The organism is Prochlorococcus marinus str. MIT 0912 (genome assembly GCF_027359595.1).
Classification (GTDB): Bacteria; Cyanobacteriota; Cyanobacteriia; order PCC-6307; family Cyanobiaceae; genus Prochlorococcus_B; species Prochlorococcus_B marinus_C.
In genome coordinates this window covers 305,576-327,628 of record NZ_CP114783.1, presented here as the reverse complement: position 1 = coordinate 327,628, position 22,053 = coordinate 305,576, and the positions used below count along the sequence as shown (strand labels likewise).

The following is a 22,053-nucleotide window of genomic DNA, read 5'->3' as shown; positions in this document are numbered from 1 at the left end:
AATGAATGCATAGAATTTCCACCCTTCCAGGGAATGAACCTCAAGAAGAAAATACATTTATCGAACAGCCATCAGCTCCAGTTATCTTCCTAACTAGCGCTACATCTGATATAACCTGTTTATCTACAGTATTAAAGCTCCCTGACAATAATAACTGGAAAAATAAAATAAGAGCATTACCTATAGCTTATTTATCTTCAAATGCATCAATTGATCATTATATAACTAATACATGTAAAACAGCTGAAATTATTCTTGTTAGGTTTTTAGGGTCAAGATCATACTGGTCTTATGGCTTTGAACAATTAGGTTTATGGCAATTAGAGAAACCAAATAGACATCTGATAGTAGTCTCTGGAATTGAAAGTACAGCAAATGATGTTCAAGAAATTAGTAGCTTAAATCAAGAGAAAGTTGATTTATTTCAAACACTGTTAAATCAAGGAGGTATAAAAAACTATAATTATATGCTTCAAACCTTAGAGAAAATAATTGATGTTGAAGAAATTAATTTAAATACAGATTTAATTGAATATCATCATGAGTTAATAAAATGGAAATGGAAAAATAATGATAATCCATCTATTGCCATATTTCTCTATAAATCACTTTTACAATCGGGTAATACAGAGTTAGCTGATAAAATAAATGATATATCTAATAAATACAACTTAAATGCCAAAATAATATGGATTACAAGTTTTAAATCTAAAAATATAGAGAATCAAATCATAAGTTTATTAGAGAAAGAGAACATAAAAGCAATAATAACTACAACCTCATTTTCATCAGTTGAATATAAACATGATGATGTGAAGAAAAACTTGTGGGATAGATTAGATATACCTGTATATCAATTACTAATATCTAGCTCATCTATAACTGAGTGGAAAGAATCTACAGTAGGTCTTAACCCCATTGACTTATCAATTCAAGTAGTTTTACCAGAAGTTGATGGTCGAATATGTACAATTCCAGTTGCATTTAAAAACCTTACTTATACAGATAATGAATTATCAATTGCTGTATATAAAACAGAGCCATATGAAAAACATATTGAATGGTGCATAAAATATATAAAAAATCTAACTTATCTACAACAAACGAATAATTCAAATAAAAAGATAGCTCTCGTGATAGCAAACTACCCAGTAAAAGACTCAAGAATTGCGAATGGAGTTGGGTTAGATACACCTGAAAGCCTATTAAATATTTTGAACTGGCTTAAAGACGAGGGATATAATCTAGGAAACGAAGATATTCCTGATAATAGTAAAGAATTAATTAACCTTCTATTAAATCATAGGACCAATTCTGAAGAGACAAACTCAAATGAACCTCAATCATATTTAAATATTCAAGATTATTTAAATTATTGGAAAGAACTCGAATCTAACGTTAAAGAAAAGATATCAAATAGATGGGGAAACCCACTTGATTCTTTTCAATTAGAAAAGTCTGGATTTCCTATTAATGGAATAAACTTTGGAAATATAACAATTTTAATTCAGTCAAATAGAGGTTATGAGAGCGATAATTTATCTGATTTACACTCGCCCGACTTACCTCCTACACATAAATATATTGCACAATATTGTTGGCTATATAATACATTTAAAGCAAATGCAGTTGTACATCTGGGTAAACATGGAAGTTTGGAATGGTTACCAGGAAAAGGGGTTGGTTTAGGTCATAATTGTTTCCCATTTATTCTTTGTCCTCCTATTCCAAATATATATCCATTTATTGTAAATGATCCTGGCGAAGGCTCCCAAGCAAAAAGAAGAACACATGCAATCATTATAGATCACTTAACCCCACCACTATCTCATGCGGGTAGTTTTAATGACCTGCTAATAATTGAAAATTTAATTGATGAATATTATGAATCTAAATTAATTAACGATAATAGAAATGAATTATTAGAAAAAAAGATACTAGATCTTTTAATTAAAAATTCATGGCCAGGCATTGAATCAAATAAATTAAAAGCAGAAAAAGATAAATTAATTATACAAGATCTAATAGATAATGCAGAGAGTTATTTATGTGAAATTAAGAATTCTCAGATAAGAACTGGTCTTCATGTTTTTGGAGTTAATCAGAGTATAGATAAATTATTAGAATTAACACTCACAATTTCTAATGTACCTACAGGAAATATTCTCGGTCTTACACAAAGTTTAGCAGAAGATTTAGGTTTTACGTTAGACCCTTGGAGTGACGAAGAGAGTAAAAACCTAAACCAAGTTGACATTGATTTATTTAAATACTATACAGAAATTAAAGCAAGGAAAGTCGGTAAAGTAGTTGACTGGTTGAATGAAATCGGTAAATATATAATAGAGTTTCATTGTTTTAAAATACTTAATTACAAGAATAAATCAAAAAAGAAGGTAAAACTTTATAGTAAAATTTTAAATTACCTAGATCATGAAAAACCGAATATTTTTATAAATCATTTACTAAATAATATTTTACCCAAACTATTAAATAGTTCAGCTAATGAAAAAACAAATTTTCTCGAGGCTTTAGACGGTAAAAGAATTTCTAGCGGTCCTTCTGGGGCTCCTACAAGAGGGAAATTAGAAGTTTTACCCACAGGCAAGAATTTCTTTTCGGTTGATATAAGAGCAATACCAACTGAAACAGCTTGGGACTTAGGGAAAAGAAGTGCTGAACAAATAATGGAACTTTACCTACAAGAAAATGGTGAACACCTTTCACACCTTGCTATTTCAATTTGGGGTACTTCAACAATGAGAAATGGTGGAGAAGATATTTGTCAGCTTTTTGCTCTCATGGGTTTAAGGCCAATATGGGACGGTACTTTGAGAAGAGTAGTTGACGTTGAGGTTATTCCCCTCAGTGTATTGAACAGACCAAGAGTAGACGTAACATTAAGAATTTCGGGTTTATTCAGGGATGCATTCCCACAGATAATTGAATTAATTCGAAAAGGTCAAAACCTTATTGGGAATTTAAAAGAATCCTCTTCTAATAATCCACTTGCAGAGTCATATAGAAATGGAAATACAAAATCAAGAATATATGGATCTGCCCCTGGATCATACGGAGCAGGATTACAAGAAATAATCAATAGTGGATCTTGGGAGAATCAATCAGAACTCGCTGATGCTTTTATCGAATGGAGTAAATGGAGATATGAAGGTTCAAGTAAAATCATAAGAGACAAAGATGGATTAGAAAGTAATTTATCAAAGGTAAAAGTAGTACTTCATAGTCAGGACAATAGAGAACATGACATACTTGATTCAGATGATTACTATCAATTTCAGGGTGGATTAATTTCCGCGATTAAAAAAACTAGTGGAACAAATCCTCAAGCCTATTTTGCAGATAATTCAAGGTATCAAAGGCCAAGAATTCATAAACTCTCAAAAGAAATTGATAAAGTCGTTCGTAGCAGATTATTAAATCCTAAATGGATAGAAGGGATTAAAGAACATGGATATAAAGGAGCTTTTGAAATGTCAGCTAGCCTTGACTATTTATTCTCTTATGATGCAACTACAAACTTAGTTCCTAATTGGTGTTATCAATCTATAGTGAATAATTGGTTAATGAATAATAATACGAAAAATTTTATTAGTGAAAACAATCCTTGGGCTTTAAGAGATATCGCTGAAAGATTACTAGAAGCATCTAACAGAAAACTTTGGACAAATGCATCTATTGAAGAAATATCATCTATAAAAAAATTACTATCAGATATAGATAGTAAAATTGAAAACTATACTTCTAATAATAATTTATAAATTATTTATCGCCTAAGAAGAGATAGTCCGTGGCTATCGGTACCACAAGTTGATAATAATGAATAAGAGTTTGCGCAATCAAATATTTTATCGCATACATATTCTGATGGGATCCAATTACATGCTCTTTCATAGTTATACCAAGTTTCAACAGCATCAAAACCAAGTTTTGATGCTTCATTAATCAAGAGATAAAATGGAAGTTTATATCTAGCGGGATGAGCTAAAACGGCAATTCCATTAGCTTTATGAATCGAATCTACTACTGTCGAAGCTAATAATTCTTTACCAATAGCAGCCTTATGATCAACATAAGGTAATAAGTATTTTGAATTATGATCAAAACCAAGACCTAAAACATGAACTAAACACCCCTTTAATAGACAAGTAATTTCTATACCTGTCCAAAGTTTAGGAAAATTTGATCTCTCCTTATATATAGAGTCGTTAATTTTGCTTAATTCAATATATGCATCAACTGAATGATGATCTGTAATTGCATAATGATCAATATTTAGTTCAATCGCTTGGTTATAAATTTGCTTAGCAGTCAAACTACCATCACTATATGTGGAATGCATGTGAAAGTTAACAGAATTTGGACAACTATTCTTAGTAATTGATTTAATTATGTTAATTAATTCAGGTGAATGTATATAAGACATGCTAACTAATTGAATTGTTTCCTTTTCCTTCTCCATTTAGCATAAAACTGTATACTTGCAGCCATAAAGAGAATTAAACCAAATATCAACCAACTTGCTGCACTTGTTGGAAACTGATTTTTAAATACAACAAGCATTACAACTACTACTAATAATAGTGTCGGCAACTCATTCAAAGCACGGAGTTGTTGTCCACTATAATTATATTTATTATTAGTTAATTCATTCATAATTTTATAGCAGTAAAAATGATAAATAAGTAAAAAAGCTACAAACAATAATTTAATCTGCATCCATGTTTGACTAAGATATATAGGCTGCATATATAATAATCCAGATGCCATAATTACAGCTAAGATCATTCCAGGAGTTGTTATAATATTAGCCAGCCTTTTCTCCATTAATGTATATTGCTTATTAAATACATCCCTAATTTCTTCTTTCTCATCCTGTACTTCTACATGATATATAAATAATCTTACCAAATAAAATAAGCCTGCAAACCATACAACCACCCCGATAATATGAAAAGATTTAAACCATAAATATGTCTCAGGCGAAAAGTTCATATTCTATTAAATGTTTCGTATTTTCATATCAGTCTATACATTACTATAATATAGATTAACTATCCCAGTATCGTTAATAATTTATAAATAGATTATTTATTTTCATTTGGGTGAAAATAATTTCGTATAACACCAGCAGTAGATGATCCTAAGCCTGGCGTTGATGAAAGTTCGGAAAGAGATGCCATTTGTATAGCCTCTATTGATCTAAAATGCTCCAATAATAATTTAATTCTTTGTGGTCCCAATCCAGGAATCTCATTTAATTGAGAGCGTTTCATACGTTGACTTCTTTTTTGTCTGTGAAAGGTAATTGCAAACCTATGAGCTTCATCTCTAAGTCTTCTTAGCAAAAGCATTCCTGGTTGATTGGGCTCAGTATCTAATGATTCTTTAACATTTGGAATAAATATCTCTTCTTTCTTCTTGGCTAAAGATATTAGATTTATATTTTGATCAAGATTCAACTCCTCTAAAGCCTTTAATACCGAACTTAATTGCCCTTTACCTCCATCTATTACTACTAAATCCGGCCAGTCATTCAGATTATCCTTATCTAAAACACTAGATTCATTACTTGATAGTTCATTTATATCACCACCATCTTTTTTATAACGAGCCCATCTTCTAAATCTCCTAGTAATAACTTCAGCCATTGATTCGAAATCGTCACTATGTCCTAGTTTTATATTTGAACTTTTAATTTTATATTTTCTATAATGTTGCCTAGCTGCAATACCATCAATAAATACTACCTGAGAAGCGACAGCATCACTACCTTGAATATGACTAATATCATAACATTCAATTCTTTTTGGAATTTTTACTAAGTCAAGTATGTTGGTTAAATCGTCAAGCTCAACTAAATTTTTATCATGAGATTGTCTTATTCTTTGCAACTCCATATTTGCATTCTTCTCAACTAATTTTATAAATTCCGCTTTCTTAGCTCTTTTTGGGATTGTAATATTAACTTTTTGCTTTTTTAATTCACTTAACCAATCAGATATTATATCTATATTTTGTAATTGACTTTGTACTAATATTTCCGAAGGTATTTCAATAGGATCAACATTTGAGTAATGATTTTCTACAACTTTTTGAAGTATTTGAGAAGCACTGAGATTATTATTATCTGAGAAATAACCAAGCCTTCCAATTAATTTTCCTGATCGCATTTGAAAAATTTGAATAGAACTTATATTTTCTTCTGAAGCCAATGCGATAATATCTCTGCATACAGATGAATCAGGAATAATCATCTTTTGAGATTCATATAATCTGTCTATTCCCTTTAGCTGATCTCTGACAGATCCAGCTTGTTCGAATTTCAATGACTCTGATAAGTAGTTCATCTGTTCTTCTAATAGTAGTCTCAATTCATCTGTTCTGCCTTGAAATATCATCTCAACACGTTTTAATGTATTTTTATAATCTTCTGAACTTATTTCTTCTTGACAAACACCTGGACATCTTCCAATTGAATAGTTAAGACACGTTCTATCTTTGTAAAGTGGTATTCTTCTTTGCCTAAGAGGAAACAGTTTTTTTATACTAAATAGCGTCTGTCTAAGTAAATAAACATCCACGTATGGTCCATAATATTTATCCTTTGTGTGTCTTTCACGTCTTTTCCTAGTTAAAAAGATTCTTGGATATTTATCACCCCAAGTTATACAAATATAGGGATATTTCTTATCATCTTTTAATAGAACATTAAAATATGGTTGATTAGATTTTATTAAATTTGATTCTAGAGTTAAAGCTTCACTTTCAGTATCAGTAACTATCAACTCAATATCTACAACCTGCCTAACCATTAAAGATATTCTTGGACTCAATTCATCACTTGCTCGAAAATAACTTCTAACTCTATTTCTTAACTTTTTTGACTTACCAACATATAACAATCTGTCCTCACGATCTTTCATCAAATAACAACCAGGATCATTTGGTATATCCTTCAAAAAATTCGAGAGTCTTGACTTGTCCTTAATTAACGGCGTTAGTTCCACCGAACTTTTCTCGTTAAATTAGCCGCCATAGTTCCAACCTGTACTCGCTAAATTTAAGGCAGATCCATCTTTATTCAATACTGCACTCTTTACTTCAGCGACAAAGACTGTATGGTCGCCGTGTTCGACGCCTGAAATAACTTCACATTCAACGCCACCTATTACATCTTCGATTAAGGGCATACCAAACTCTCCATAAGTGAATTTACAAGCTTCAAATCGTCCACCTAATCCTTTTTGTGGTTTAAAGAACACAGCAGCTAAATCCTTTTGATCTTCTCTCAAAACATTTAGAGAAAACATCTTAGTTCTCTGAATAATTCCATGACTTGATCCATCAGCGCGAACAGCCATAACAACTAATGGTGGTGTAAATGAACCTTGTGTTACCCAGCTAGCAGTAAAACCATTTATTTCATCTCCTTCTCTTACTGCACAAATAAATAATCCGTGAGGGATTTTGCGCAAAAGAACTTTTTTGGCATCCTGATTAAGAGTCATGCGCTTTGATACGTTTATAGATATTAGATTCTATGAAAGAAATGGACTTTTTTAAAGATAAAAAACCATGAAGGCGCTTTATCCCGGTAGTTTCGACCCATTAACGTTTGGACACCTTGATCTAATTCAAAGGGGAAGTGATTTATTTGGAGAAGTTCTCATTGCAGTATTAGAAAATCCCTCAAAAAAGGCAACTTTTACTTGCGAGAGAAGAATAGAGCAGATTAAAAATGCTACCAAAGAGATACCAGGTTGTAGAACAATCGCTTTTAAAGGTCTAACGGTGGATTGTGCTCGTGAACATAATGCGGACCTTATTTTAAGAGGCTTACGAGCTATGAGTGATTTTGAATATGAACTACAGGTTGCTCATACAAATAGATCATTAAATAATCAATACGAAACAATTTTTTTAGCGACAGAAACGCATCACAGTTTTTTAAGTAGTTCTGTAGTTAAAGAAGTCGCAAGATTTGGCGGGGAGATTCGTCATATGGTTCCTGAGTTTATAGCAAATGATCTTTTGTCACTAAATATAAATTAATTACAATTTTTAGTGTTATCTACTATTGATAATACTTTCATAATATGTTTTGTCGAGTCATCCATATTGTTAACTATAATACTAAAAAATTTACCCTCTCCTAATATAATTCCAGAAACGGATCTAACATCATTAAGTCTTCCAGATTTAGCCAGAATTCTACCCTTAAGGCTTTCTGGAGCATTTACATTAGCTAACGAGCCTCTAACACCTAAAATTGAAAAAGAAGAGAAATAATAGTCAGCAAATCTATTAAGTTTCATTCTTCTCAAAAACTGAGATAATCCGTATGTAGTTACTCTATTCTTTCTTGATAAACCACTAGCATCTGCAAAGGTAAAATTGTCAGAATTAAAGTTTTGATCTTTTATCCAATTACTATATTTTAGATTTGGAAAATCATGAGACCAGTCATTTAATGAATGTCTGAAAAGTACTTCAGCAGTGAAATTGTGGCTCTCAGAATTAACAAGATTTAGCAAGATATATAAAGGGGCAGAATTAATAACTTTAATTGTTGAGATAAAATCATGAGGATTGTTTTCATTAACGACTTTTACAAAATATTTTTTAGACAAATTATTTTTTCTTAGAGCAGTTTCTAATTTATTAATAAAATTATTAATAGGATTATTTAAAGCATTAATACTTGAATTACTAGCTATTGAGTACTTAGAAATAGGTGCTCCATATTCTTCTTTTCTATCGGCATATGACCAGCTAGAAGGCCACCAATTTGTGTTATTACTGCTGTTAATTATTATTGGTAGCCTTAAAGTAGGGTTATTGTTATTTAGATCACTAATTAATTCTTCTAAATGAGTTTTATCAAAGTCAGGATCCCCAGATGCATCAATGAATAAACTTCCATCATTTAATTCTTTTAATGATGTATTAAGAGTATAAGAAGGCCCTAATTTATCTAAAGAAAAAGCACTAGACAGAATCTTCTGATTAGAGGCAGGTATCCTAGGTATTTTTCCATTAATATCTACAATAAAATCCCCAGAATCGTCTAAGACACTTACACTAATATTGGAATTAAAGTTAAAAGTATAATCCTCCAACTTATTTTGCAAAGATTTACATATATTAAATTTTTCAGGACTTATCTTTTTAATATTGTCCCTTTGTCTTATGTATGAGAATAATGAAAATAAATTACCATTAACTATATTTACTAATAATAAAATCAAGCCAATATAAATATATATTTTTTTGATCATAAATTTATAAGTTTAGAATAATAGTCTCGTCATCAGGACGTTTATCAAATGATTTAACATAAGAATATCCATTAGGATTTAATTTAAAAAGCTCCCAATCATTAGGAAATCGTTTTAATAATGCGCCCAAAGATAATGGTTGAATAAAATAAAGTACTTTCCATTTTTCAGCAAATCTTTTTCTCATTTCCCTACCGACACTTCCGATTCCTACTATTGGATCTTCCAACTTACCATTAATCATAATTACGGTAGAGTTAGTATGAGAACATACTTGCTCAAACATCTCGATATCATATGGTTGAGGAGAACAGACTAATAAGACTGAATTTAACGAATCTGTAGAATTAATAAACTCCTTAAATGTAAAAATCTTATTGGCCAATTCTGGATTATCTCTTTTAGCAAGAGCCGCTCCACCAGCATCAGCCCACAATAAAATATTATCAAATTTAATTTCAGTTAGTTTATTAGATAAACGAAAAATTATTGGATTAATTCTTAAACCTTCAAATTTAAGATTGATAGAAAGAAAAGATTGTTCAGAATTAGTTAAAAAATAACTTTGAATTGATTCATATACATTTGATTCTGCTTCTCTAAGATCTGAGGGTAGCTTATTCTTCATATGATGATCATTGTTTTTTAAGTTCTAAAGATTGCAATGATTCATATATTATATTTGAAACCGAGTTAATATCATCATTTGAAATCCAAGGACCAATAGATATTCTTAATCCAGATTCTTGAAGTGATTTATCAACATTAATTGCTACCAGTATGGGATTTGGTCCTTGACTAGATGATGAGCATGCACTGCCACTACTTATATAAACGCCATGTTGTGACAATAGTCGAACAATTTCTCGACCTCTTATTGGAATCATTGATTTTGTATGACAAAGAAATGAAAGATTATTCGGCAGTCGTTCTTTATGAGGACCAATAAAAGTAAGTTGTTTATTTTTAACAAGATTTTTTTTTAAAAGAGAAGTCATTTTGGAAACATTATTCTCAGGAAATAAAGTTTGATTATCAGTAACTTCTATATATTCATTTAGTAGGTCAATTGCTGTCGAAAAACCTGCAATAAGGGGAACTGATTCAGTACCAGATCTTATAGAGCCATTCTTAAATCCATATGAAGGATCGTTCAGTAATAAATCTCGAACGCCACTTCGCAACATTAATAATCCAACACCTTTAGGGCCTTGAAGTTTATGCGCAGAGGCACTAAGCATATCAACATTTAATTTACTCCAATCAATAAGACCGCTAGGGAGGACCTGTGTAGCATCAGTATGAAAAAATATGTTTCGTTTTTTACATTCCATACCTATGAGATTTATGGGCTGAACGGACCCAATCTCACTTTGGCCCCAGATTATCGAAACCAATTTTGTTGGAGGAGCTAACATTTCCTCCAACAAATCTAGATCAATAATTCCATAACGATTTACAGGCCAGTATTTAATATCCCAGCCATCATTAAGCAATTGATTGGCTATTAAGTTAATAGAAGGGTGTTCAACGCTACTAATAACAAGTCTTCCTTTATCAAGATTATTAGATACAACTTTAAGAGAAAGATAATTTGACTCAGTTGCTCCAGATGTGAAGAAAATTTCGTCAACGGAAGCTTTTAATTTATTAGCTATTGAAAATCTAGACCTTTCCAAAATCTCTCTTGCAATAACTCCAACTTTATGGATACTTGATGGATTTCCCCAGCATTCAGATTGAATATTCTTTTGTATATTAATAACATCTATATGTGGCGGAGTAGTTGCTGATGAATCGAGATAAATATTATTCATATTGAAAACTCATTAAATATCTATCTCTCCACTAAATACTTTTAAGGCAGGTCCCTGCATGAAAACTGGACCTGTTTGATTGGGCCATTCAATTTCTAATTTGCCACCTGGTAAATAAATGTTAGCCGTATTTAAAGTTTTACCTAGCTTAGATGTTACTACCAGACACGCACAAGCTCCTGTACCACAAGCTAGTGTGGGTCCGCAACCTCTTTCCCATACTCTGATTTTGATATTTGACTTATCAATTAATTCAACAAAGTGAACATTTGTATCATGGGGAAAAGTATTGTGTTTTTCAAGGCACATTCCCCACTCTTCAAATGGTATATTTTCAATTTTATCAACAAATACGATCATATGAGGATTACCCATACTAGCAGCATATACATTTAAAATGTGATCATTTATTGTAATCTTTCCATTAGGAACTGTTAAATTATTCATTAACAATTTAGTAGGTATATCATCAGGAGAGAGGATTGGTTCACCCATATTTACTTTAATATTTTCATTACCACTAATAGAGGTAATAATCAGACCGGCCTTAGTTTCAATTTGTATCTCAGACTTATCATTAATTTCATTATTGTCGTTTAAAAAAGCTATCAAACATCTTATACCGTTGCCACACATTTCTGGTTCAGAACCATCAGAATTAAATATCCTCATTTTCACAAAACATTTATTTTTAGACTCTAATATAAGAATAATTCCATCAGCCCCGATGCCAAAGTTCCTATTACATAGATGTTCTATAATGTTATCTTTATTGACAGTAAATAAATTATCTAAGTTATTACCACGTCCATCAAATATAATAAAATCGTTACCAAGGCCTTGATATTTTGAGAAATTATTTTTCATGATTTAAATTTTGTTTAACTATGTTTTTAGAAAATAAAGCATTCTGAGTAGTAATTTCAGAACTATTCGCATATTGGGCATCAATTTATGAGAACATTATCTGATTGGCAAATCAACTACTGAAGGAGATCTTCCTTGAATAATACTACTTCAGAGATTATTGACCAGCGTTACGAGCCTCGTGAAATAGAAGCTTATTGGCAAAAAGAGTGGGCTAATCAAGGGCTCTATAGAACAAATACTGAGGTAAACAAAGACAACACCTTTTATGCCTTGTCAATGTTCCCATACCCTTCCGGTTCTTTACATATGGGGCACGTGAGGAATTATGTCATTACAGATGTACTGGCTAGATATAAAAGGATGCAAGGTTATAACGTTCTTCATCCAATGGGATGGGATGCCTTCGGTTTACCGGCTGAAAATGCAGCAATAGAGAGAGAGACAAGTCCATCTACCTGGACAGATAAAAATATTTCACAGATGAAAGATCAATTAGATCGACTTGGATTATCAATAGATTGGACTAAAGAAGTTACTACTTGCAAAGAAGATTATTATAAATGGACTCAATATATATTTAATCAATTACATAAAAATAATCTTGCCTATCAAAAAAAAGCAACAGTAAATTGGGATCCAATTGATCAAACTGTTCTTGCAAATGAACAAGTAGATGCAGAAGGTAAATCTTGGAGATCTGGAGCTAAAGTTGAGAAAAAGGAATTAAACCAGTGGTTTTTAAGTATTACAAGTTTTGCCGAAGATCTAAATAAGGATTTAGTTAAGCTTAAAGACTGGCCAGAAAGAGTAAGGGTTATGCAAAAAAATTGGATTGGTAAATCAATAGGTGCAGAAATAACATTTGATATCAAAAATCATAACCAAAAAATAACAGCTTTCACTACAAGAATCGATACAGTCTATGGAGTAAGTTATCTTGTCTTAGCATCAAATCATCCATTAATTGATCAATTAATAAACAATAAAGATATTGATCAATTAAAAGAATTTAGAAAAGATCAAGAAAAGCTAAGTGATCTAGAACGTAATTCAGATAGTAGAAAAAAACTTGGAATGTATTTAGGAGTAAATGCAATTAATCCAGCAAATAATAAAGAGATACCTGTTTGGATTGGTGATTATGTGATTATGGAATATGGCACTGGTGCTGTCATGGGTGTTCCCGCTCATGATAGTAGAGATTATAAGTTTGCTAAGTCATATGATTTACCAATTAATTATGTCATAAGACCAAATAATGATGAGGATGAAAGTTATTTAAATGCTGAGTACGTAGATAAGGGAATCATGATCAATTCAAATACATTTAATGGAATTGAGTCTGATATTGCAAAAACTAAAATACTTGAATTAGGATCTAATTCTAATTGGGCAAAACCAAAAATAACGTATAAGTTAAGGGATTGGCTTATATCTAGACAACGATATTGGGGATGCCCGATTCCGATAATTAATTGTAAGAAGTGTGGACAGGTAAGAGTCCCAGACGAGGATCTTCCTGTTTCTCTACCTGTTGATATTAAATTAACTGGTAAAGGAAAATCACCTTTAACCACAAAAACAGAATGGATAAATACTTGTTGCCCTAAATGTGGAATTGAAGCAAAAAGAGAAACTGACACAATGGACACTTTTATGTGTTCATCTTGGTACTTTTTAAGATATATAAACCCTGAAAATAAGGAAAATCCGTTTATAAAAAGTGAAATAGATAAATGGCTACCTGTTAAACAATACGTTGGAGGTATTGAGCACGCAATACTTCATTTACTTTATTCAAGATTTTTAACCAAAGCACTAAAAAGCTGTGGATTATTAAATATTGATGAACCCTTTAAGAAACTATTAACTCAGGGAATGGTTCAAGCTATTACTTTTAAAAATCCAAATAATAATAAATATTTTTCAAAAGATCAAATTAAAGATATTGATGAGCCTAAAGATCCTATTACTGGAGAAAAAATAGAAATCATCTATGAAAAGATGTCAAAGTCTAAATATAATGGAGTAGACCCATCATTAGTCATAGATAAATATGGTGCAGATACAGCTAGAATGTTTATTCTTTTTAAAGCTCCTCCTGAAAAAGATTTAGAATGGGATGACTCAGATGTTGAAGGGCAATATCGATTTATACAGAGACTCTGGAAATTTGTTATTAATACTTTAGAACTAACAAAGTGTAAGTCTAGATTAAATATAGAAGGTAAAAAGTCAAAAGATAAAGAGGCTTTACGTATAATTAATATTGCTATCAAAGAAATTACTGATGATCTGGACAATCTTCAATTTAATACAGCAATTTCTGAACTTATGAAAGCTGTGAATGGCCTAAGCTCAATAGTAAATAACTGTAATAATGAAACTCTCACTTATGTAATTTCAATATTAGTTAAAATAACTTCTCCATTTTCTCCTCATATTGCAGAGGAGCTTTGGAAGACAATCGGAAATACTCAAAGTATTCATCTTCAGTCATGGCCAAAATTCGATGAAGGTGCAATTGAACAAGATACTTTCAAACTTATGATTCAAATCAATGGAAAAGTTAGAGGATCAATAGATGCTAATAAAAATCTATCTAAAGACGAATTAGGGGATATAGCTATTAAAAGTGAGGCAGCTCAGAAATGGATAAATGAAAAAGAACCAAAACGAATAATTGTTGTTCCAAATAAATTAGTGAATATAGTTATTTAGAAATCAATTTTTCGTAATAATTAATTGATCTGGATTTGATTGATTTCCATTCATAGAATAACGTTCAGAATTTTCTGAAAGTTTTCTCAGAATTAAATAAATTGACTCAGTTGAGTCAGTAGACAATGCATCATTAATTTGACTTAAAGTTCTTTCCTTTCCATCCTCCAACAGTTCTTCAATTTCTTTTTGGAGATTAATAATGTTTGTAGCTGCTTTTTTCCCAGCTTCAACACCGGGTTGATTGTAAGAATTAACATTAATCAATTCTGCATATAGACTTACTGCTCGCTCAAATAAAGCAATTAAAGCCCCAAGACTTGATTCATCAAATGATTTAAATGTGATTGTCAAATTCTGTCTTCCACCTTCAGTCAATGCTGATCGAGTTCCTTGAAGAAAGCCTGATAAATAGTCTCCTGGTCGTTTATTTTTTACTTCTACTATTTCAGATGGATCGTGAAGAATCTCAATAAAATTAACAAAGAAATTGTCAACACCATCTCTTAATTGCTGCACATATGCATGCTGATCGGTAGAACCTTTATTTCCATAAACTGCGATACCTTGATTAACTTGATTTCCATCTCTATCTAACTTCTTGCCTAAGGATTCCATCACAAGTTGTTGAAGATATCTACTAAAAACTTCTAATCTGTCTCTATAAGGAAGTACAACCATATCTCTTAACCCTTTTCCTTTTCCTGATTTGTACCAAGCTAAGGATAAAAGTGCTGCTGGATTATTTTTAATGTCTTTTTCTCTTGTTAAAACATCCATTTGAGATGCTCCATCTAAAAACTTGTTTATGTCAGCGCCAATTAGAGCGGCAGGTAATAATCCAACAGCACCAGTAATACTTGTCCTTCCACCAACCCAATCAGGTAAATCAAAAATATCTAACCAATTTTCGTTAGCGGCTAAGACATCTAACTTACTCCCTTTTGATGTAATTGCTATAGCTCGAGATGACCAATTCTGGTTGTTATCTTGGACAAACTTCATGGCTTGCTCCATTCCTATCAAAGGTTCCGGAGTGCCACCTGATTTACTAACAACTACAAACAATGTAGTTTCAATAGTAGGAAGAATGGAATTTAATTTATGTGAAATGCCCTCGGGATCTACATTGTCTAGAAAATGTAGATTCAATCCTATTGACTCTCTCTTAAAGGACTCTTTAATAAGTAAGGGACCTAAACCACTACCACCTATACCTATCCAAAAAACATCTGTATATTTTTTCCCAACGCTGTTAGTTATTTCACCATTTAATATTGATGCCCCAAACTTTGAAATGTCTTGAATTTCTTTGGTGATAGAGTCTGAAATTTCTTGAGTTGGAGCAATCTTCGGATTTCGAAGCCAGTAATGTCCAACTTGCCTACCTTCATCAATATTTGCTATGGATCCATTCTCTAGACTTTCTACAGAATCAAAAGCGTTGGAATAAATGTCCTTAAATTTTTCAAAATCGCTCTTCTCGACATCCATTCTGCTTATATCTAGCCAAAAACCTAATGAATCATCGCTAAATAAAAGGTCGCAGTACCTTATCCATTTATCGTTGTTATTCATCTGGAAGATGTTAGTTATTGCCATTATTAATAAAAGAATACTCCTTAATGAGTTCTGTTAGCAGGTATTCTCAAATGAGGACCGTCAAACAAATTAATTTAATTTATATTAGTCAAGAATGGTTTTCAAATGGCGAATGTTTAGTAATTGACAAATAGGATTGTAAATAAGCTTGATAATTATTTTTATCTAACGTCAGGGAAATATAAATGATGATTTAACTTTCATTACTATTAAATATGTCTTTATATTTACATATTGTTATTTCTTCTAAAGGTCATATATTTAGTAATAAATAATCATTGTTTGATGAAACAAGATAATAAAGAATATATGAAGTACAATTTATCTTATGATTTAAATGAACAGAGCCTAATTAGCCCATTAGATTCAATAAGCCCTTTATTCGAACCAAAAATAAGATTAGGTATACTTGCTTCTGGTAATGGCTCAAATTTCGAATACATCATTAAGTCCATTCAAACTAAACAACTTTATGCAGAAATTTCTATACTAATTGTCAATAATCCTAATTGTTTAGCAATAAAAAAGGCAATCAAGTACAAAATACCTTATGTAATTATTAATCATAGAGATTGTAAATCGAGATTTGAACACGACATGCTGGTGATGAAAAAACTAGAGGATTTTTCGGTAGAACTAGTAGTTATGGCTGGATGGATGAGAATTGTCGGAGAAGAAATAATTAATAAATTTGAAAACCGTCTGATTAATATACATCCATCACTTTTACCTTCTTTTAAAGGCGTTGATGCAATACAGCAGGCAATAGATAAAAGGGTAACTATTACAGGATGTACAGTTCACTATGTTCAAAAAGAAGTTGATTCCGGCTTAATAATTATTCAAGCTGCAGTACCTATTAATGAAAATGATAATAAAGAGACTTTAAAAAAAAGAATTCAAAACATGGAACATATAATATTACCTTTAGCGATAGCAAAGGTAGCTAAGAATTTAAGAACTAAATTCAAGGATAATAAGTAATTTTAGGAAGACCAATATCTGATTTAAGTCCGTGCATAATATTTAAATTTTGTATAGCCTGTCCTGCTTGACCTTTGAGAAGATTATCAATAACACTCATTAGTACTATTCTTCCATTACGTTTATCAACTTCAACTGAAATCATAACTTTATTAGTATTTTTAACCCATTTAGTAGCCGGATAAGTTCCTATAGGCAAAATATCAATAAATGGTTGATTCTTATAAAAAGCTTCAATTACAATTTTGCAGTCTTCTGCTGTTAATCCAGGATCTCTTAAACGAGCATAAACTGTAGTTAAAATGCCTCTAACCATTGGAACCAAATGAGGCGTAAATTGCAAGTTGACTTCATGACCAGCGAAATAGCTAGCAATTCTCTCTATCTCTGCCCTATGCCTATGACCAATTACTCCATAAGGTTTAATTGATTCAGAGCATTCAGACAGTAAAAGTTGTTCACTTGGATTTCTTCCACCACCAGATGTACCAGATTTTGCATCAATAATAATTCCCTCACTTTCAATTAATCCTTGTTTTAAAAATGGAATAAGGACACTAAGAGATGATGTTGGGTAGCAACCTGGACAAGCAATTAATCTAGACTTTGAGATTTCATTACTAAATTCCTCTGAAAAACCATATATAGCCTCTTCGCATAATTCATAGTCATATCTTTGATATTTTGCAGCTTCTTTTGAATAGACTTCCTTCCATTTATCTAATGATTTAAATCTATAATCAGCTGATAAATCTAGTACTTTAATACCTTTTTCTAATAAGAAAGGGGTTAATTGTGATGACAAACCGTTTGGCAGACTCAATATTGCATAATCAGAATCTTGAGCGATTTCATCAATATTGCTTTTAGTTATCTCTTTATCACCCAAAAGTTTCATAAAAGGATTTATTTCATTCCAGCTTTTACCAACTGATCTATCTCCATTTAAAGTTGAAATTTCAAAAATTGGATGTTCATTAATCAACTTAACCAGTTGAAGCCCTCCATATCCCGATGCTCCAATAATTGCGATCCTCGCTGGTTTCGACGTACTAATTGCCATAACATCAATGTTATTTCGTAGAATGATGAGATATTCATTTGAGAATAAGTAGCAAAGAACCATTTCACCACAAACACGAGGAATAAGTTGAAATCAGAAGATTGTTATGAAATTGAATTTGATGATATAGCGGATGCTCTTGCTGCTATTAGGAACGGTGAATGTGTTGTTGTAGTTGATGATGAAAAAAGAGAAAACGAAGGAGATTTAATCTGTGCGGCTCAATTTGCTACGCCTCAACAAATAAATTTCATGGCTACTGAAGCTAGGGGGTTGATTTGTCTGGCAATGCAGGGAGAACGATTAGACAAATTAGATCTACCTTTAATGGTCGACAGAAATACTGATTCAAACCAAACAGCATTCACTGTAAGCATCGATGCAGGTCCTGAATTTGGTGTATCAACAGGTATATCGGCTGAGGATAGAGCTAAAACAATTCAAGTTGCTCTTAATAGTCAAACAAAACCAATAGATTTGAGAAGACCAGGTCATATTTTTCCTTTAAGAGCAAAAATAGGTGGAGTATTAAAAAGAGCTGGACATACAGAAGCAGCAGTAGATTTATCTTTGTTAGCGGGACTATCTCCTGCAGGCGTTATCTGTGAAATCCAAAATTCAGATGGTTCAATGGCCAGACTGCCTGAATTAAAAAAATATGCTAAGGAAAGAAATTTAAAATTGATAAGTATCGCAGATTTAATTCATTACAGACTTGAAAATGAGAGGTTTGTTTACAGACAAGCAATTGCAAAGTTGCCTAGCCTATTTGGTGATTTCAAGGCAATTGGTTATAAGAACGAATTGGATGGATCAGAACATGTCGCGATAATAAAAGGGGATCCAGATAATTTAAAAGAGCCTGTATTGGTGCGAATGCACTCAGAATGTCTTACTGGAGATGCATTCGGATCATTAAGATGTGATTGCAGACCTCAATTAGAGGCGGCCTTATCAAGAATTTCTGAAGAAGGTGAAGGAGTTGTTGTATATCTAAGGCAGGAAGGAAGAGGTATTGGTTTAGTTAACAAATTAAAAGCCTATAAACTCCAAGATGGAGGGTTAGATACGGTTGAAGCTAATGAGAAGTTGGGTTTTCCTGCAGACCTAAGAAATTATGGAGTAGGTGCACAAATTTTGACAGATTTAGGAATAAATAGACTGAAGTTATTAACCAATAATCCAAGAAAAATAGCAGGTCTTGGTGGATATGGACTTCAAGTTGAATCTAGAGTTCCATTAGTGATTTGCCCTGGGGATCATAATGCAGCTTATCTAGAAGTGAAAAGAGAAAAACTTGGACACTTAATTGGTAATAATATTCAGACACATTTAACCAATGAAAGACAAAACATTGTTGTCTATTGGGATGGTAAAGTTAAAAATAGCGAATTAAAGCATTTTCAAGATAAAGCTAAAAAATGGTCAGAAAATCATTTTTTAAATATTTCTATTCAAAATGCACAAAGGTTGATTGCTCTATGTGAAAACCCTTTATTTATATGGAATGTTAGACACAGAGATATTAAAACTCATTTAGAAGGTAACTTAATAGATAAAAGATTACTTGAATCTCTTCTCAAAGAACTGAGTAATTGGAATAATACAGAAAGAATTGGAATAATTAAAACAGATAATTATGAAAGACTTTTACATCCTTCTCAAGATATATTAATTGAAGAGAAAAAAATTAGCGAACTTTTAAACTTTGAAAATTCGCCATTATTTGATTGGGATTTGAAAGATAAAAACTGTGCTATTGAATGGAATTAATTATAAAATAGAATAATAATATATTCTATTTTATAAGATTTACACTATTAATTTTAGTACCATTAGTTATAGATAGAAGGATTTCCATATCATCTGTTTTACCAAAGACAGTATGAACTCCATCCAAATGTGGTTGCGGAGAATGTACTAAAAAGAATTGGCTGCCACCAGTATCCTTGCCTGCGTGGGCCATTGAGAGAGAACCAGCAACATGTTTGTTTGAATTAATTTCACAATTAATGGAATATCCAGGCCCCCCAGTTCCAGGCATTCCTCTTGATCCCTCTCTTGTATTAGGACATCCACCTTGAGCCATAAAACCGCTTATTACTCTATGGAAAGAAAGGCCATCGTAAAAACCTTCTTTAACAAGCTTCAAAAAGTTTTCTACTGTTTTTGGTGCATCATTATCAAACAGGTCAATAGTCAATTGGCCTTTATCTGTGTTCATCAATACTTTAGACATAGCACAAATTAATTTATTTTATAATAACTCTTTTTTAAACTTAATGCAGAAATTATATTATAGATAACAAAAGTTTTATTGAACATAATTCAACAATCTTTAACTTTATTAAGTGCTGTTCTTAAATTACCCTTTGAATTATTAAGTAATTGCTTAGCCTTAAAAACATCCATGCCAGACAAAGCCATTAACAATGATAATTTAACCGATCCATTTGTATTCTTAAGAAGTTGAACAGCAGTTTCTTTATCAACTGAACCAAGATCAGATAAAATACCAATTGCTCTGTCCATTAATTTATCGTTGCTTACTGATAAATCAATCATTCTATTGCCATAAACCTTACCTAATTTAATCATTACAGATGTAGAAATTATATTTAAAGCCATCTTTGTAGCAGTTCCAGCTTTTAATCTTGTTGAACCTGCAAGAATCTCTGGTCCTGTGATAAGCCTAATATCTATATGATTATCTAAAGTTGAATCACATTCTGGAACTGATGAAATAGAAATAGTTAGCGCATTTATACTTTTGGAATAGTTTAATGCCCCTAAAACATAGGGAGTATTTCCACTAGAGGTTATACCTATTAAAACGTCTCTGTTTGAGAAATTTTTATTTTTAAGATCATCAATAGCAATCTCTGGTAAATCCTCTAGAGATTCAGAACTTCTTGTAAGTGAAGTTACGCCACCAGCAATTATTCCTTGCACCAAATCTGGATTTGTGCAAAAAGTTGGAGGGCATTCTGATGCATCAAGTACACCTAATCTTCCTGATGTACCAGTACCAATATAAAACAATCTTCCATTTGATTTAAGTCTAGTAGTAATTTCATCAATAGCATTAACTATTTCTGGAATAGCTTTCTCAACAGCCTTTTGAGGTTCTTTATCAGCTTCAGAAAAAATATTGACTATTTCATAAGTTGATTTTATATCTAATTCATTTGATGTAGTATTAATCTGCTCAGTTAGTATTCGATATTTATTTCTATTTAAGTTAATATTGAAATTAATCATAAAAGATTTTCTAAACGTTTTTTTATATCATCAAGTTGCTCATTTGAGGAGGTTTTCTGATCATTAATATTATCTTGATTATGCCAATTTCCTACTTCTAAATTTGAAAGGGGTGGAGAAATCATAAGGCGTTCTTCATCCGTACTTGGAATAAAACCCTTTTCGACATAACGGGCCTCATAACCAGCTTCAACACAAAAAGTTTCAATATCTATCCTCGTCAACTCCTCAACGGATGGAGTTGGAAAGTCTTGAGCTTCTAAAAGGCCACAATATCTTTCAGCATCGTCCCTATCTTCAAACATAAGGATTACTGTTGAGCCCTTAAGTTCAAGTGAATGTATACCTTCACTTTCAGTCCCAGCTTCATATAAAAGGACATGAACTAACATAAGAAGTAGATAATCAATTTGATTATAAATCGATAAAGTGAATA

General features: G+C 31.7%; 18 protein-coding genes. 5 read left to right on the top strand and 13 right to left on the bottom strand.

What is annotated here, in order from left to right:
* Positions 1-5 precede the first annotated feature (5 nt).
* On the top strand, positions 6-3,779 hold the full coding sequence (gene cobN, locus O5640_RS01715) for a cobaltochelatase subunit CobN (protein WP_269612868.1): 3,774 nt from the start codon (positions 6-8) through the stop codon (positions 3,777-3,779).
* A gap of 5 nt (positions 3,780-3,784) precedes the next feature.
* Here the strand turns inward: cobN and O5640_RS01710 are convergent, their stop codons facing one another.
* The 4 genes from O5640_RS01710 to O5640_RS01695 form a co-directional block, all read right to left on the bottom strand.
* Positions 3,785-4,480: a PHP domain-containing protein gene (locus O5640_RS01710; RefSeq protein WP_269612867.1), complete on the bottom strand. Its 696-nt coding sequence runs from the start codon at positions 4,478-4,480 to the stop codon at positions 3,785-3,787.
* Positions 4,450-5,013, bottom strand: a complete 564-nt coding sequence (gene hemJ, locus O5640_RS01705; RefSeq protein WP_269612866.1) for a protoporphyrinogen oxidase HemJ — start codon at positions 5,011-5,013, stop codon at positions 4,450-4,452. Before hemJ ends, O5640_RS01710 begins: the two co-directional genes overlap by 31 nt.
* A 92-nt stretch (positions 5,014-5,105) precedes the next feature.
* Positions 5,106-7,028 carry an excinuclease ABC subunit UvrC gene (gene uvrC, locus O5640_RS01700; RefSeq protein WP_269612864.1) on the bottom strand — a complete coding sequence of 641 codons (1,923 nt, stop codon included), beginning with the start codon at positions 7,026-7,028 and terminating at the stop codon, positions 5,106-5,108.
* Positions 7,029-7,046: 18 nt separating this feature from the next.
* Positions 7,047-7,529 carry a flavin reductase family protein gene (locus tag O5640_RS01695; protein ID WP_269605578.1) on the bottom strand — a complete coding sequence of 161 codons (483 nt, stop codon included), beginning with the start codon at positions 7,527-7,529 and terminating at the stop codon, positions 7,047-7,049.
* A 67-nt stretch (positions 7,530-7,596) separates the two neighbouring features.
* Between O5640_RS01695 and coaD the strand changes: the two genes are divergently transcribed.
* Positions 7,597-8,073, top strand: coding sequence for a pantetheine-phosphate adenylyltransferase (gene coaD, locus O5640_RS01690; protein WP_269612863.1), 477 nt, complete (start codon positions 7,597-7,599; stop codon positions 8,071-8,073).
* Here the strand turns inward: coaD and O5640_RS01685 are convergent.
* Genes O5640_RS01685 through dapF form a run of 4 tightly spaced genes read right to left on the bottom strand, consistent with a single transcriptional unit; the run spans position 8,070 to position 11,983 of the window.
* On the bottom strand, positions 8,070-9,299 hold the full coding sequence (locus O5640_RS01685) for a D-alanyl-D-alanine carboxypeptidase (protein WP_269612862.1): 1,230 nt from the start codon (positions 9,297-9,299) through the stop codon (positions 8,070-8,072). The genes coaD and O5640_RS01685 overlap by 4 nt on opposite strands.
* A 4-nt stretch (positions 9,300-9,303) precedes the next feature.
* The gene (locus O5640_RS01680; RefSeq protein ID WP_269612861.1) at positions 9,304-9,927 is read right to left on the bottom strand and encodes a DUF1995 family protein; all 624 of its coding nucleotides are present in this window, start codon (positions 9,925-9,927) and stop codon (positions 9,304-9,306) included.
* Positions 9,928-9,934: 7 nt separating this feature from the next.
* Entirely contained in the window at positions 9,935-11,116 is a 1,182-nt protein-coding gene (locus O5640_RS01675) for a cysteine desulfurase family protein (protein WP_269612860.1), read from the bottom strand.
* A gap of 12 nt (positions 11,117-11,128) precedes the next feature.
* Positions 11,129-11,983, bottom strand: coding sequence for a diaminopimelate epimerase (gene dapF / locus O5640_RS01670; RefSeq protein ID WP_269612858.1), 855 nt, complete (start codon positions 11,981-11,983; stop codon positions 11,129-11,131).
* A 135-nt stretch (positions 11,984-12,118) separates the two neighbouring features.
* Between dapF and leuS the strand changes: the two genes are divergently transcribed.
* Positions 12,119-14,707, top strand: coding sequence for a leucine--tRNA ligase (gene leuS / locus O5640_RS01665; protein ID WP_269612856.1), 2,589 nt, complete (start codon positions 12,119-12,121; stop codon positions 14,705-14,707).
* Between the two features lie 3 nt (positions 14,708-14,710).
* Here the strand turns inward: leuS and O5640_RS01660 are convergent, their stop codons facing one another.
* On the bottom strand, positions 14,711-16,309 hold the full coding sequence (locus tag O5640_RS01660) for a glucose-6-phosphate isomerase (RefSeq protein ID WP_269612855.1): 1,599 nt from the start codon (positions 16,307-16,309) through the stop codon (positions 14,711-14,713).
* A 285-nt stretch (positions 16,310-16,594) separates the two neighbouring features.
* Between O5640_RS01660 and purN the strand changes: the two genes are divergently transcribed.
* The gene (gene purN / locus O5640_RS01655; protein ID WP_269612854.1) at positions 16,595-17,293 is read left to right on the top strand and encodes a phosphoribosylglycinamide formyltransferase; all 699 of its coding nucleotides are present in this window, start codon (positions 16,595-16,597) and stop codon (positions 17,291-17,293) included.
* On the opposite strand, the gene argC is transcribed toward purN, so the two are convergent.
* Entirely contained in the window at positions 17,277-18,356 is a 1,080-nt protein-coding gene (gene argC, locus O5640_RS01650) for an N-acetyl-gamma-glutamyl-phosphate reductase (RefSeq protein WP_269612853.1), read from the bottom strand. The two genes, purN and argC, sit on opposite strands and share 17 nt — an antisense overlap.
* A gap of 87 nt (positions 18,357-18,443) precedes the next feature.
* On the opposite strand from argC, the gene ribBA reads away from it, so the two are divergent.
* A complete protein-coding gene (gene ribBA, locus O5640_RS01645; RefSeq protein ID WP_269612852.1) occupies positions 18,444-20,129 on the top strand; it encodes a bifunctional 3,4-dihydroxy-2-butanone-4-phosphate synthase/GTP cyclohydrolase II in 1,686 nt (561 codons plus the stop codon).
* A gap of 25 nt (positions 20,130-20,154) precedes the next feature.
* Here ribBA and O5640_RS01640 read toward each other — a convergent pair whose 3' ends face one another.
* From O5640_RS01640 to O5640_RS01630, 3 genes are all read right to left on the bottom strand, one after another.
* Positions 20,155-20,595: a peptidylprolyl isomerase gene (locus O5640_RS01640; RefSeq protein WP_269612851.1), complete on the bottom strand. Its 441-nt coding sequence runs from the start codon at positions 20,593-20,595 to the stop codon at positions 20,155-20,157.
* An 89-nt stretch (positions 20,596-20,684) separates the two neighbouring features.
* The gene (gene murQ, locus O5640_RS01635) at positions 20,685-21,617 is read right to left on the bottom strand and encodes an N-acetylmuramic acid 6-phosphate etherase (protein WP_269612850.1); all 933 of its coding nucleotides are present in this window, start codon (positions 21,615-21,617) and stop codon (positions 20,685-20,687) included.
* Entirely contained in the window at positions 21,614-22,009 is a 396-nt protein-coding gene (locus O5640_RS01630; protein WP_269612849.1) for a DUF3110 domain-containing protein, read from the bottom strand. Before O5640_RS01630 ends, murQ begins: the two co-directional genes overlap by 4 nt.
* Positions 22,010-22,053: the final 44 nt, after the last annotated feature.

Excerpts from the sequence above, each read along its gene's own strand:
- cobN (WP_269612868.1), top strand. The coding sequence starts at position 6 with ATGCATAGAATTTCCACCCTTCCAGGGAATGAACCTCAAGAAGAAAAT.
- O5640_RS01710 (WP_269612867.1), bottom strand. The coding sequence starts at position 4,480 with ATGGAGAAGGAAAAGGAAACAATTCAATTAGTTAGCATGTCTTATATA.
- hemJ (WP_269612866.1), bottom strand. The coding sequence starts at position 5,013 with ATGAACTTTTCGCCTGAGACATATTTATGGTTTAAATCTTTTCATATT.
- O5640_RS01695 (WP_269605578.1), bottom strand. The coding sequence starts at position 7,529 with ATGACTCTTAATCAGGATGCCAAAAAAGTTCTTTTGCGCAAAATCCCT.
- coaD (WP_269612863.1), top strand. The coding sequence starts at position 7,597 with ATGAAGGCGCTTTATCCCGGTAGTTTCGACCCATTAACGTTTGGACAC.
- O5640_RS01685 (WP_269612862.1), bottom strand. The coding sequence starts at position 9,299 with ATGATCAAAAAAATATATATTTATATTGGCTTGATTTTATTATTAGTA.
- O5640_RS01680 (WP_269612861.1), bottom strand. The coding sequence starts at position 9,927 with ATGAAGAATAAGCTACCCTCAGATCTTAGAGAAGCAGAATCAAATGTA.
- O5640_RS01675 (WP_269612860.1), bottom strand. The coding sequence starts at position 11,116 with ATGAATAATATTTATCTCGATTCATCAGCAACTACTCCGCCACATATA.
- dapF (WP_269612858.1), bottom strand. The coding sequence starts at position 11,983 with ATGAAAAATAATTTCTCAAAATATCAAGGCCTTGGTAACGATTTTATT.
- O5640_RS01660 (WP_269612855.1), bottom strand. The coding sequence starts at position 16,309 with ATGGCAATAACTAACATCTTCCAGATGAATAACAACGATAAATGGATA.
- purN (WP_269612854.1), top strand. The coding sequence starts at position 16,595 with ATGAAACAAGATAATAAAGAATATATGAAGTACAATTTATCTTATGAT.
- argC (WP_269612853.1), bottom strand. The coding sequence starts at position 18,356 with ATGGCAATTAGTACGTCGAAACCAGCGAGGATCGCAATTATTGGAGCA.
- O5640_RS01640 (WP_269612851.1), bottom strand. The coding sequence starts at position 20,595 with ATGTCTAAAGTATTGATGAACACAGATAAAGGCCAATTGACTATTGAC.
- murQ (WP_269612850.1), bottom strand. The coding sequence starts at position 21,617 with ATGATTAATTTCAATATTAACTTAAATAGAAATAAATATCGAATACTA.
- O5640_RS01630 (WP_269612849.1), bottom strand. The coding sequence starts at position 22,009 with ATGTTAGTTCATGTCCTTTTATATGAAGCTGGGACTGAAAGTGAAGGT.